Below are 13640 nucleotides of genomic sequence, written 5' to 3'. Positions count from 1 at the left end.
ATGATTGTTGTCATAAGGAAAATCCCAAATAAAATATGGTAGATAAATGAAATTTATAAGGACACGGACAAATCGAGTGATTTGTCCCAAAATGTCACATGACCATTTTTTTGTCCGATGTAATAACAAAATTCCGATTATATAATTCAAATAATAGGGAGAGATTGACCAATACGTGTGTAAAAAGGACGGAGGTATATTATGACAACATTTGTGGAAAAAGTTTCACACAAAGCTCAAAGGCAAGCGTTTAGTATTCTTATAGACAGATTTTTAAAACACCTGGATAAATCAGAGGACAGGACGGCAACTTATCTTAAACTTGTAGATGAAGCGGGGAAATTCTGGGGTGAGGGAGCAGACAAGGAGAAACTTGAACTCGTTAAAAAAGCATTTCAGGATCCGAATAACAGATGGGTTAAGTTTCTTAATCGAGTGGTAGATGAGACAGATCCACATGTAGCAAAAATGATGATGCTCAATCTTGGATATGAAGCATTTTTCAGGGGAACCAAGATGATAAGAGCTAACAGAGAAAAATTTAATTGTAATATTCCATGGCTTATTCTTTTCGATCCTACCAGCGCCTGCAATATGCATTGTGAAGGCTGTTGGTCTGGAACATATGGCCCGAAGCACAATCTCTCTTTTGAGGATATGGACAAGATAGTTACTCAGGGAAAAGAACTTGGAGTTTACTTATATATGATGACAGGTGGCGAACCACTTGTACGTAAAAAAGATGTCCTAAGACTTGCTGAGAAACATAACGATGTGGAATTTTCAATTTTTGATAATTCTACGCTCATTGATGAAGATTTCTGTAAAGAAGTAGTAAGACTGGGAAATATCACATTCCAGCTTTCTATTGAAGGAACACCTGAAACCAATGATGCAAGACGAGGAATAGGTCATTACGATGCGGTAATGAAAGCAATGGATCTTTTTAAGAAATATGGAATAGTCTATGGAACTTCAATCTGTTATACAAGAAACAATATTGAAGCTGTAACAGATCCAAAGTTTATAGAGTTTATCGCTGAAAAAGGAGCAAGATTTGGCTTCTTCTTCCATTACATGCCGGTTGGAAATAACGCTGTTCCTGAACTTATGCCGACAGTTGAGCAGAGGCGTAAGATGGTAGATCAGATAAGATACTTAAGAAGTGATAGATGTGATATAGGATTCTTCCCAATGGACTTCCAAAACGACGGAGAGTCAGTTGGAGGATGTATTGCCGGCGGAAGAAACTATTTCCACATCAATTCAAGCGGAGATGCAGAACCTTGCGTATTTATTCATTTTTCTAATACAAACATTCATACGCATTCAATACTTGAGATGCTTCAGAGCCCGTTATTCATGGAGTATCACAAAGGCCAGCCATTTAATCGCAATCACTTAAGACCTTGTCCAATGCTTGAGAATCCACAGCTCCTTAGGGAAATGGTTGAAAGATCGGGAGCGCATGGAACAAATGAAGAATCTGAAGAGGATGTAGAGCATCTTTGCGGAAAATGTGATGAGTATGCAAAAGAGTGGGCACCAGTGGCTGATGAAATCTGGGCTCATCAGAAACATACCAAGAAGAAGTATGAGAATTACATCAAAGAGAAGAGAGAAAACGGAACTTTAGCAGCTTTTAAAGCTAAGCCGAAAACAGAAAGTGACGAAGGTATAAAGGGCGCATGATGCGCGGTTGACCAAGAAATGAGCCATGCAGACAAAGGGCCACGCAAGACTCGAAATTTGCTTTGCAAATTTCTCGTTTACGCGGCGTTCGCCGCATAAACCAAATAAACCGGATACAAGTTCTTAGATGAGTAAACTCCTCACGAACTCGTATCCGGTTTATTTATCTTGCGTGGCTCACTTTGACGCGAAAAAAAGTACCATCCCCACAGGATATACCTGCGAAAACAGTACTCGGCGTGCGCTGCCAGGGTCTCGAACCCTGGACAACCTGATTAAGAGTCAGGTGCTCTACCAACTGAGCTAGCAGCGCATTTATTTGTGTGCCGTTCTTAACGACAAGTGATATATTACTACGTCATAAACATTAATGCAAGTACTTTTTTCAATTTTTTTTTAATTTTTTTAAAAAGTGCGTATTTATGCGGTTTTCAGAGTGCTTTTTTTGTGGTATTGTATTTATGGTAACCCAAAAGATGAAGTTTTTTATGGAGAAATAATGATATTTGATACACATGCTCATTACGATGATGAGCAATTTGATATAGATAGAGAAGAGCTTATTGAAGCTGTTAAGACAGCGGGTGTTGATCATGTGGTTGACGTGGGAGCAAGTATAGATTCTACAGCAAGGGCTTTAGAGCTTGCTCATAAATACGATTTTATATATGCAGCAGTTGGAGTTCATCCCAGTGAAGTCGAAGAGCTTAATGAGGATAATATTGAGCTTTTAAGAGAATGGAGCACAGATGCCAAGTGTGTTGCCATAGGTGAGATAGGGCTTGATTACCATTGGCCTGATCCTTCACCTGAGCTTCAGAAAAAGTGGTTTAGAAGGCAATTGCAGCTTGCAAGGCAGGAAAGACTTCCTGTGATCATTCATTCAAGGGACGCTGCTGCAGATACTGTCGAGATAATGAAGAGTGAGCACGCTGAGGAGATTGGCGGCGTTGTACACTGTTTTTCATATTCCAAAGAAGTTGCTAAGATCTGTGTGGATATGGGCTTTTATATAGGAGTCGGCGGAGTAATAACATTTAAAAATGGCAAGAAGTTAAAAGAGGCTGTTGAGCAGACACCTTTGGAAAAGATTTTACTTGAAACTGATTGTCCATATCTTTCACCTGAGCCTTTCAGGGGAAAGAGGAACAGCTCTTTGAATCTGCCTTATGTTATAGATGCGATAGCAGCTATTAAGGGCATTGAAAAAGAAGAAGTTATCAGACAGACAACCGAGAATGCCAAGCGCATGTATGGTATTTTTGCGGAGGTGTAAATGGCATATTTAGGAAATAGTACAAAGACCAAAGAGGTATTGGCCAAATACAATATGAGTGCCAAAAAGAAGTTTGGTCAGAATTTTTTGATAAATGAAAATGTCCTGGATGGAATAGTTGAGGCAGCAGGTGTTACAAGAGACGACTGTGTTCTGGAGATAGGACCCGGAATCGGAACTTTGACTCAGTATCTTGCAGAGGCAGCAGGAAGGGTTGTTGCTGTTGAGATAGATAAGACACTGATACCTGTTTTGGCAGATACTCTTTCAGAGTATGATAATGTCACTGTCATAAATGAGGATGTACTAAAGGTTGATATAGAGGCCATTGTCAATGAGTACAATGGAGGCAAGCCTATCAAGGTAGTCGCCAACCTTCCATATTACATTACAACTCCGATCATAATGAAACTCTTTGAAAGTGGAGTTCCTATCGAGAGCGTTACAGTAATGGTACAAAAAGAGGTTGCAGACAGGATGGTAATGGGGCCTGGAAGCAAGGATTATGGATCGCTTTCACTTGCGGTTGCATATTATGCAAAGGCACAGAACATCATGGATGTTCCTCCGAGTTGCTTTATTCCACAGCCCGGAGTCGGATCTGCAGTTGTCTATCTCAAAAGACACGAGAACAGACCGGTTCAGGTAAAAGATGAAAAGTATATGTTCGAGATCATTAGAACAGCCTTCAATCAGCGAAGAAAGACGCTGTCTAATTCTCTTTCAAATAACCCTTCTTTGAGAGTTACAAGAGACCAGGTTCAGGAAGCTCTTGTAAAAATGGGGATTAACGAAAAAGCAAGGGGCGAAGTTCTTGCATTATCACAGTTTGCGGAGCTTTCAGACATTTTACAAAGCAGTGGTGCTATGATAAACTAACACTATATATAGTATTTTAGGCACCAAAGAGGTGGATATTTTGGATAAAGTTGAGTACAAGATCAGAGCTGACGAAATAAAAGCTCTGGTGGGGGAAGGCAGATTTGCCGAAGCAGTTAGGATTGCGGACACAATCGACTGGAAAAAGGTCAGAAGCGTGCAGATGCTTTGCATGATAAGCGATCTGTATAAGATAAACAGGCGCTATGAAGAGAGCAGAGATGTTCTCCTTATGGCTTACGATAGACACCCTACAGGAAGGGCTATAGTTTACTCTTTGTGCGAACTTGCTATTAAAATGGGCGAGTTTGTTCAGGCAGTTGAGTATTACAAAGAATTCGTAAGAATAGCTCCAAGGGATACTGGAAGGTATATCCTTCAGTACAAGCTTTATGAGGCACAGGATGTAAGCCTTGAAGAGAGAATAGCTGTTCTTGAAGAGTACAAAAAGCACGACTACAAGGAAAAATGGGTATATGAGCTGGCATACTTGTATCATCGCGTAGGTCTCACAACAGAGTGTATCGAGACCTGTGATGAGATGTTTTTGTGGCTTGGTGATGGCAATTATGTTATGAAGGCCCTTGAACTTAAGGCGCTTCATGAGCCTCTTTCCAAGGAACAGCAGGACAGATATGTCAGATATAAACAGGCTCACGGCGGATACGTTGATAAGAGCGTTGTTATAGACAAGGCTCTTGATCAGGTCGGCAATGATGATCCACGCACTGTTGAGATAAAACAGCCAACCAAAGAAATGCCACCTGTAACAGATGCGGATATTGCAGCATATAATGCTTCAGAACACGAGGATTCTTTTGCAGAACGGAGTCAGCCTGCAGAGGAAACTTATACATCAGATCTTTCTTCAGACAGTCCTACCAGAGAAATGGACAGGATTGTTTATCCACATATCAGCGAAATAAAAGAGCCATCTGTTGATGTAAGTGCGTACAACACTATGAATCTTCAGGAGGCACTTGCAGAGAATCTAAAGGCAGTCATGAACGACAGCGATCCTGATCAGGAGCTGAATTATACTCCTGTAACAGATCAGGAAACCAGCCCTGTCAGCCTTGTTCAGCCTATTACATCAGAGATTTTTGAAGTAGAAAAAGAATCTGATATGGGAATGCAGGAGATCTTTGCACAGGCAACAGCAGAAAAAGATCTTGAGGAGCAGGAAGACAGTGCTATTCCGGAAGAGCCTTCCATGAACATTGAGATAAAGTATGGCGGCAACGGTCCTATTCTTGGTGAGGAAAAAGTAAGCCATACTCCTGTATATGAAGAGAAGCCACTTGAGGATGAAGTTCCGGGAGCGGTTATCCATCCTAACGCTGCATACCAGGCACCAAGCCATTTTGATAGTTTTCTTTCGCAGGAATACGACGGTCAGATATCGATGGCTGTTGAGCCTGAGCCTGAAGTTGAAAAGCAGATAACAGGTCAGATCAGCATTGATGAATACATGCTCAATTGGGAGTCCTATAAAAAGAGCCAGCAGGAGAAGCAGCTTGAGAGAGTTAAAAAACTCGTAGCTGAGGAGACAGGAGATCTTTTTGCTGACTTCGATGAAAAGACAAAAGTCGGCCTTCAGGAAAAAATGGAGAAGGCAATTGCTGATGCTTTGAAGAGAGAACGTCATGAAAAAGCGTCAGGAAGAGGCGACTGGTCCAAGAATAAAGAAGATATAATCGACAATGCAGTTGACGATGTTATCAAATCCGAGGAACTCGATGAGGCTTCAGATACCAAGGAAGAGGTATTCCTTGACGAGACAGCAGAGCTTGAGAAAATTGTAGAAGAGGATCTTTTAGAGGCAAAAGAAGACCAAAAGCCTGCAGAGAAAAATGTTAAGGAGCCTGAAAAAGAAGACTCCAAGGAGCTTGATGACGGAGAAGCTGAGGACGTAGAAGAGCCTAAGGAAGAGGAAAAAGAAACCTCAAATAAATCTTCAGAAGAGGAAGATGAAGAAGAGGAAGAAGCTCTTGTAGAAGAGAAAGCTACAGAAGAAAAAGAAGATTCTGATAAAGACGAAGAAGATCAGGATGATGACGAGGAAGAAGTGAAATCACCTGAAAAGTCTGAAGAGTCAAAAGAGCCTCAAAAGAACAAAAATGCAGATAAGAAAAAAGACAAAAAGAATAAAAAAGCTGAGAACGGCGCAGCTAAGAGACATATTGGAAACAGAGAGATTGAAGAGCGCGTAAGGACGATGACCCCTGAAGAGAAGCAGCTCTTTGGACCATATATCCATCATAAAAAGTCAAGACGCCAGATTATCAATGCTATCGATAACATGAGCATGGATGCATTTAGCGGAAATGCTATAGTGACCGGTGAAGAAGGTGCGGGAACAGTTAATCTTGCTAAGGGCCTTATAAAGGCAGTGCAGGCATCTGATTCCAACTTCAGCGGTAAGGTTGCCAAGATAACAGCAAACACTCTCAATAAAAAGAGTGTTGAAAGCATCTTTGATAAACTTGCAAACGGAGCATTGATCATACAAAGAGCAGCGGACCTTGAGCCTGAAACAGTAAATGAACTTCTCAAGGTACTGCAGGAAGAGAACAAGGGCCTTATCATCGTAATGGAAGATACCAAGGAAGATATGAACAGATTCCTTGATAAGAATCCATCTCTCAAACAGAGCTTTAACGTAAGAGTTGACATAGAAGCTCTCGACGATGATTCACTTGTAGCGTACGCAAGACAGTATGCTCTTGAGAAAGAGTATTCTATCGATAACCTCGGAATCCTGGCTCTTCACACCAGAATTTCAGAGAGACAGACACTTGACCATGAGGTAACTGTTTCTGAGGTAAAAGACATCATTGATGACGCAATTTACTATGCAGAGAAGAGATCAATATCTCATTTTGTAGATGTTATCGTCAACAAGCGCTATGACGAGAACGACATGGTAATTTTAAGAGAAAAAGACTTTATGCATTAAATACTTTAAAAATTTGAGGGGGCTGTTTATGGCAGAAAAAGTATTTATTTCCGAAGCAGACGAGTATTTGTTTGGCCAGGGAACGCATTACGAAATATATGAAAAGCTTGGAGCGCATCCTTCAACGGAAAAGGGGAAAAAGGGATACTTCTTTGCCGTATGGGCGCCCAATGCTGCAGATGTTCATGTAGTTGGCTCTTTTAACAACTGGGATGAAAATGCAAACCGTCTTGAGAGGACAAAGACAGGAAACATCTGGACAGGATTTATTCCGGGGGTAGGAATAGGAGAACTGTACAAATACCTTATTACAACCCAGGATGGGAGAAAGCTTTACAAGGCAGATCCATATGCTAATTTTGCAGAGCTTCGTCCGGGCAATGCGTCAAGAACTACAGATCTTTCCGGATTTAAGTGGACTGATTCAAAGTGGTTTGACAACAATAAGGGAAAAGACATAAATCGTCAGCCTTTATCAATTTATGAGTGCCACATAGGATCTTGGATGAAACATCCTGATGGCACAGAAGATGGTTTTTATACATACAGACAGTTTGCTGATAGAATTGTCGAGTATTTAAAAGAGATGCAATACACCCACGTTGAGCTTATAGGAATTGCAGAACATCCTTTTGATGGCTCATGGGGATATCAGGTTACAGGCTATTATGCACCGACATCCAGGTATGGTGAGCCTAAAGACTTCATGTATCTTGTGAATAAGCTTCATAAGAATAACATTGGTGTAATCCTTGACTGGGTACCAGCGCATTTTGCAACAGATGAGTTTGGTCTTGCCTGCTTTGATGGCCAGTGTATCTATGAGCATCCGGACCCAAGGAAGGGAGAGCATCCTGACTGGGGTACAAAGATATTCAATCTTGAAAAGCCGGAAGTTAAAAACTTCCTTATCGCAAATGCTCTTTTCTGGATAAGGAAATTCCACGTAGATGGTCTTAGAGTGGATGCGGTTGCTTCCATGCTTTACCTTGACTATGGTAAGAAAGATGGTCAGTGGGTTCCAAACAAATATGGCGACAACAAGAACCTTGAGGCGATTGAGTTCTTTAAACACTTTAACAGCGTAGTAAGAGGAACTTATCCACAGGTTCTTACAATAGCAGAAGAATCTACAGCCTGGCCTAAGGTTACAGCTGCGCCTGAAGAGGACGGACTGGGCTTTGCCTTTAAATGGAACATGGGATGGATGCATGATTTCTGCGAGTATATGAAGCTTGACCCATATTTCAGGCAGGGCGCGCATTATATGATGACCTTCGCCATGAGTTACAACAGCTCTGAGAAATATATTTTACCTCTATCTCACGATGAGGTTGTTCATTTGAAATGCTCTATGGTTGAGAAGATGCCGGGGTATCAGGTTGATAAGTACGCCAATCTTCGTGCCGGATACACATTCATGTTTGGACATTCCGGTAAAAAGCTCTTGTTCATGGGACAGGAATTTGGACAGGAGAGAGAATGGAGCGAAAAGCGAGAGCTTGACTGGTTCCTACTTGAAAACGATCTCAACAGAGGAATGAAGGACTATGTGGGCGAGCTCCTTAAAATGTACAGAAAATACCCTGCATTATATGAAGTTGATGATGACTGGGGCGGATTTGAGTGGATAAATGCTGATGATAAGGAGCGCAGTACCTACAGCTTCTACAGAAGAGCAATAAATGGCAAGGACAATGTTCTGTTTGTTCTTAACATGACACCTGTTGAGAGAAAGGGCTTCATGGTTGGAGTTCCATTTGCTGGTACTTACACTCATATATTAGACAGCGCGGAAAAGAAATATGGCGGATTTGGAAGTAATATTCCAAAGAAGATAGAAGCGGTTGAAGGACTTTGTGATTACAAGGACTACAGTATAACCTTTGATCTGCCGCCCTATGGAGCAGAGGTCTTTGTTTTCCAGACTAAGAAAACCCAAAAGAAATCTTAAGATTTTTTTCCTAAGAGCCGAAATAGAAGGTGATGGATGATGTCCATCACCTTTTTTAGTACAAACAAGTTTCCGTAGAAAGGCATATATGAGTTTAACTTTTCAGACTATTAGCGACAAGAGGTCAGCTAATGAACAGATTATCAAAAGCACGGAAGCAGATAATAGGATTTATACAGGATCAAACAGAACAGAGCAGACAAAGGCAAACTCTTTTATGGTTGATCTGGATTCAAGCTTTTTTAGCAGCGATGCATATGCGCAGAGCACAAAAAGCCTTGATGATGTAAAGAATCTGGCACAGAACACGGATGTTCAAAATAAGCATAATTACATGGCTCTTTTATCAAATACCATGTCTGATGAGGACTACGCAGCTGTCCTTGAAGGTGGATTTGATTTTGGAAATCTAAATAGCGCAGAGACTGTAACCATAATGGATAAGATAAAAAGTGTCCTCTTAGAAGCAGGGACAGTTATCGAAGGTTACAACGATGATCTTAGCCTTGATAAGCTTGAAAAGATCACCGGAAACAGGTCTTTTGCATCAGCTCTTTTAAAGAGCTTTTCAGAAAACGATATTCCAATCACAACTAAAAATGTTAGTGAAGCAAAGCAGGCATTTGAGCAGATATCTGATATTGAAAAAATAGATGACTCTGCGGTCAAATACCTTGTTCTTAATGGGAAAGAGCCTACCATCAACAATATCTATTTGGCCCAGCATAGTACCAATGGACAAAATGCAAATGGTCGAGGCTTTTATGCCCAGGATTCCTACGGGTATTACGCAAAAAAAGCTGATAACCTTGATCTTGAGCAGGTTCGCCCCCAGATAGAGAAGATAGTTAAGGAAAGCGGCCTTGATGAGAGTGATGAAACTAACATCGAGCAGGCAAAGTGGACTATTGAGCAGGGGATACCTCTTACAAAAGAGAATCTTGAAGCAGTAATTGATATAAACGAAATAGAATTTCCTGTGACAACAGAGCTTGGAGCAAAGGCTATAGCAGCAGCTCTTGCTGATGGGAAAGCTGCCAAAGAAGCAAATCTTCATGATCCTGAAAGCTCAACAAAAAAGCTTCTGACCCAGAGATTACAGCTTGAAGAAAGCAGGATAAAGATGAGTGCTGAGGCAAACTCTAAAATGGCTGATAAGGATTTCAAAATCGACTTAAAGCCTATGGAGAAATTTGCAGAGCTCATAAAGGAAGAGCTAAAGGGCCTGTCAGGTGAGTTGGCAGGAGAAGTAATAGATGAAAAAACTCAGGTCAATTCTGAAAACAAAGCATACATTTTCAGTATGACCATGACCAGGGTAGATATTATAAAGCAGGGACCGGCAGACGTGACCGGAGCTATGCTTGATCATATTGAGACAGCAAGTCTCTTAGAGATCAGCAGTGTTTCTTTTGACCTTACTCAGAAATTCAGGGCAGCAAAAGAGGGCTATGAAAAGATGGAGACTGCTCCGAGGGCTGATCTTGGAGACGGCATCAAAAAAGCCTTTAGAAATGTTGATGAAATACTTACGGATCTTGGAAAAGAGATCTCTGATGAAAATAGAAGGGCAATAAGGATACTTGGCTATAATTCTCTTGAAATAAATGAAGAGAATTTTGAAAAAGTAAGAGCATATGATCTCAGACTAAAAGAGACTATGGACAGACTTAAACCCGGAGCTGTGCTGGATCTTATCCGTAACGGGAAAAATCCGCTCGGAATGACCATAGAAGAACTGTCAAAAGGTCTTGATCAAAATGAGTTTGGAAATAATAAGAATGACTCAGGAAAAAAATCCGATGAGAAATATTCAAAGTTTTTATATAAGCTCGAAAAGAACAATGGAATAACTAAAGAAGAAAGAAAAACTTTTATAGGAATCTACAGACTCTTTCACACCCTGAAGGTAAATGATCACAAGGCAATAGGGGATCTTTTAAAGACTGGAAAGGAGATGACTTTAGGAAATCTTCTTGATGCCACAAGAACTCAGAAGAAGGCAGATCGCGGAATTGATTATACAGTAGACGATGCGTTTGGTGGCCTTGATAGCATAAATAGCGCTCAAGGAGAAAAAATTGATGAACAGATCAATTCGGCATTCATATTTTATAAGGCTCATGCCGATATAGTATACGAGAATCTTGAACCTGAAAAACTTAAGGCAGCAAATCCTAAAAAGAATACTCTTTTAACACAGCTCTCCCAAAAGCTAAGTGAAAGCGACATCGATGAGGAACTTGAGAAGGCGTATACAAAAGAAAATCTGAGGAATATCAGAGAAGTTGGCGCCTCCAAAGAAACCGGGGCAGCTATAGATGAAATGGAAACTGAGCAGGTTGAGTTAAACTTCAACAACCTGGAAGCCATGATCGAAAACAAGAGAGAGCGAAAAAGAGGAAAGCTTTGGGATAAAGCCTCGGAAATTGATGGCTCTATCAAGAAGGACGAAGAAGATCTTTTGACACTTCTTGATGAAGATAATTACGAAGATTCTTACAGACAAAAGCTGGATCAGATTTCAGAAAAACTGACAGAGGCTTTGATGAGCACAGAAGATAGCTACATCGATGTGAAAGCTATCACGCTCATGCAGAAACAGATTTCAGTTATGAAAAAAGCATCGGGTAATGCTGATTTCGATGTTCCTGTGGAAATAGAAGGAACCAGCGTTTCGATGCATGTCACCTTAAAAAGCGATGACACTTTAAAAACAAGGATGGACGCAAGTATTCAGACCTATGAGTATGGTCTTTTAACAGCAAGTCTCTACGAGGATGGTGGTTCTATAAAAGGCATGATCACCACTTCCATGTCGGAAAGCCCTGAAGAGTCTGAATATCTTGGAAATGTAAAAGAGAAGCTGTGCAGGAAACTTTCAGAAAAAATAAAGGATCTGGGTGTAGACCAAAATCAGATAGGAATCCTTTATGGAGTGAAGGTACCTCAAATTAGCAGCACGGTTGATGCAAAGGCCATGGACGGCGAAAGAAAAATAACAAATACAGGTACATTACTTAAAATGGCAAAAGCATTTATTGAAGCTCTTTGATAGGAGCCAGATACGTGCAGAAATGAGGTAAAAATGAAAGTTAACTACAATGTATCCGCTATGATTGCGAATAATTCACTTCAGAAAAATGACAAACTCCTCTCTGAATCTCTAGAGAGATTATCAAGTGGTCTTAAGATTGCAAATGCAAAAGATAATCCATCAGGCCTTGCAATGTCCAGAAGAATGAATTCCCAGATAGAAGGACTTGGAGTAGCAAATGCTTCTTCAAATGATGCGATCTCAATTGTTCAGGTTGCAGATGGAACGCTATCTGAGATTCATGAAGTTCTTCAGAGAATGAACCAGCTTGCTGTTCAGGCAAGTAATGGAACCCTTACGGATTCTGATCGTCAGACTATTCAGGCTGAAGTAACTCTTTTGAAAGAAGAGATTGAAAGAATGGCAAACACAACTCAGTTCAATGGTCAAAGCATTCTTGATGGCTCTTTTGACCTGAAAGGATATGTAACAGATCAGGATGGAAAGACCAATCCAAACATTAAAGTAAGCACATACTCTGACAACATGGATCAGGGCTCTTATCTGATAACCGGTCTAAATGTCAGCTATATCAATCTTGTTGGTACAACAGGAGTTGATAAAAAAGGAATCTTCTGCGAAGAAGAAGTTTTAAAAGAGATTAAGATCTATAAAGACGGCGAAGAGTATATGACAAACAATATGCTTGTTTCAATCCAGGAGGACGTTCTTACATTGTCGGACAGCACAGGAAAAAAGCTCTCAATTCAGATTGATGAGCCATATGCCGGTGACCTCAATGTGGAACTTACAACAACGGGAGCAATGACAATGCAGGTTGGCGCAAACGAGGGTCAGACTCTTGACATAAGAATAAATAAGATTTCCCTTACGACCCTTGGACTTTATAACCTTGATCTTGCCAATGAAGCTGGTGCAAGAGAGGGAATCGACAGCATTAAGAATGCCATTTCAGAGATCAGCGCAATTCGAAGCAGACTTGGTGCTTATCAGAACAGACTTGAACACACAGTAAGCGGACTTGATATAACAGTTGAGAATATGACTGCAGCTTATTCAAGAATCATGGATGTAGACATGGCAGAGGAAATGACTGTTTATTCAACTCAGCAGGTTCTTTCACAGGCAGGAACATCTATGATGGCACAGGCCAATGAGAGACCATCACAGGTGTTACAGCTTCTGCAGTAACCCGTAAACGCTGACTTGTAACGAATCGAGGTGCCACATGACTCAGGAGAAAAAACAGGAATTCACATTAAAAATAACTCAGGCCAACAAAACACAGATGATAACTATTCTTTACGAGATGATCATTGACTATCTCAACGATGCGCTGGATGAGATAAGCGTCGGACAGAAATCTGATGGTGAAAAGAGCTTATTAAAAGCTCAGAACTGTTTGGATGAATTAATACGTTCAGTAAATCTGTACACAGATTTGGGAAAAATGCTCCATAAAATTTACATTTTTTCGAAAAAAGAATTAATTGTTTCCGGAGCAAATCATAGTCTTCATAGAATTTGGAGAGTGAAGAAAAATATCAAAGCTCTTCACGAAGCCTACAGGGAGCTGGAAAAAAATGATAACAGTGAACCTATGATGAACAACACTCAGAAAGTCTATGCAGGCCTCACATACGGAAAACACAGCTTAAACGAAGATGTTACAGCACTTTCCATGAACAGAGGCTATGTAGTATGAATTAATTTATGCAAAGTGACGATTCAGAAAAAGGGGGTTTACAACAAAACTCAAATTTGATAAATTCTATACTCGCGAGCTCGAAGAAAAACAGAAAGGAGTGAGCTTATATAGATA

8 protein-coding genes and 1 tRNA gene are annotated in these 13640 nt (G+C 40.6%); 8 read left to right on the top strand and 1 reads right to left on the bottom strand.

What is annotated here, in order from left to right:
• The first annotated feature begins 201 nt into the window (after nt 1–201).
• Nucleotides 202–1692, top strand: a complete 1491-nt coding sequence (locus C4S54_RS13015) for a radical SAM protein (RefSeq protein WP_103869911.1) — start codon at nt 202–204, stop codon at nt 1690–1692.
• A 240-nt stretch (nt 1693–1932) separates the two neighbouring features.
• On the opposite strand, the gene C4S54_RS13010 is transcribed toward C4S54_RS13015, so the two are convergent.
• Nucleotides 1933–2005 (bottom strand) — tRNA-Lys (locus C4S54_RS13010).
• 186 nt (nt 2006–2191) lie between these two features.
• Between C4S54_RS13010 and C4S54_RS13005 the strand changes: the two genes are divergently transcribed.
• The 7 genes from C4S54_RS13005 to C4S54_RS12975 all read left to right on the top strand — a co-directional run bounded on the left by C4S54_RS13005 (nt 2192) and on the right by C4S54_RS12975 (nt 13523).
• Nucleotides 2192–2968, top strand: a complete 777-nt coding sequence (locus C4S54_RS13005) for a TatD family hydrolase (protein ID WP_103869910.1) — start codon at nt 2192–2194, stop codon at nt 2966–2968.
• Nucleotides 2969–3847, top strand: coding sequence for a 16S rRNA (adenine(1518)-N(6)/adenine(1519)-N(6))-dimethyltransferase RsmA (gene rsmA, locus C4S54_RS13000; protein WP_103869909.1), 879 nt, complete (start codon nt 2969–2971; stop codon nt 3845–3847).
• 40 nt (nt 3848–3887) lie between these two features.
• Nucleotides 3888–6806: a tetratricopeptide repeat protein gene (locus C4S54_RS12995; protein ID WP_103869908.1), complete on the top strand. Its 2919-nt coding sequence runs from the start codon at nt 3888–3890 to the stop codon at nt 6804–6806.
• A gap of 28 nt (nt 6807–6834) precedes the next feature.
• Entirely contained in the window at nt 6835–8760 is a 1926-nt protein-coding gene (gene glgB, locus C4S54_RS12990; RefSeq protein ID WP_103869907.1) for a 1,4-alpha-glucan branching protein GlgB, read from the top strand.
• A gap of 88 nt (nt 8761–8848) precedes the next feature.
• The gene (locus C4S54_RS12985) at nt 8849–11815 is read left to right on the top strand and encodes a DUF6240 domain-containing protein (RefSeq protein ID WP_103869906.1); all 2967 of its coding nucleotides are present in this window, start codon (nt 8849–8851) and stop codon (nt 11813–11815) included.
• Nucleotides 11816–11848: 33 nt separating this feature from the next.
• Nucleotides 11849–13009 (top strand): flagellin N-terminal helical domain-containing protein, encoded by a 1161-nt coding sequence (locus C4S54_RS12980; protein ID WP_103869905.1) that lies wholly within the window; start codon nt 11849–11851, stop codon nt 13007–13009.
• Nucleotides 13010–13046: 37 nt separating this feature from the next.
• Nucleotides 13047–13523 carry a flagellar protein FliS gene (locus C4S54_RS12975; RefSeq protein ID WP_103869904.1) on the top strand — a complete coding sequence of 159 codons (477 nt, stop codon included), beginning with the start codon at nt 13047–13049 and terminating at the stop codon, nt 13521–13523.
• Nucleotides 13524–13640: the final 117 nt, after the last annotated feature.

The organism is Butyrivibrio sp. Su6 (genome assembly GCF_900108105.1).
In the GTDB taxonomy this organism is placed as follows: Bacteria; Bacillota; Clostridia; order Lachnospirales; family Lachnospiraceae; genus Butyrivibrio.
This window is presented reverse-complemented; position numbering and strand designations above follow the sequence as displayed.

What these genes read in the sequence shown, in the direction of transcription:
- C4S54_RS12980 (WP_103869905.1), top strand. Translation starts at nt 11,849, where the DNA reads ATGAAAGTTAACTACAATGTATCCGCTATGATTGCGAATAATTCACTT.
- C4S54_RS12985 (WP_103869906.1), top strand. Translation starts at nt 8,849, where the DNA reads ATGAGTTTAACTTTTCAGACTATTAGCGACAAGAGGTCAGCTAATGAA.
- C4S54_RS12975 (WP_103869904.1), top strand. Translation starts at nt 13,047, where the DNA reads ATGACTCAGGAGAAAAAACAGGAATTCACATTAAAAATAACTCAGGCC.
- glgB (WP_103869907.1), top strand. Translation starts at nt 6,835, where the DNA reads ATGGCAGAAAAAGTATTTATTTCCGAAGCAGACGAGTATTTGTTTGGC.
- rsmA (WP_103869909.1), top strand. Translation starts at nt 2,969, where the DNA reads ATGGCATATTTAGGAAATAGTACAAAGACCAAAGAGGTATTGGCCAAA.
- C4S54_RS13015 (WP_103869911.1), top strand. Translation starts at nt 202, where the DNA reads ATGACAACATTTGTGGAAAAAGTTTCACACAAAGCTCAAAGGCAAGCG.
- C4S54_RS13005 (WP_103869910.1), top strand. Translation starts at nt 2,192, where the DNA reads ATGATATTTGATACACATGCTCATTACGATGATGAGCAATTTGATATA.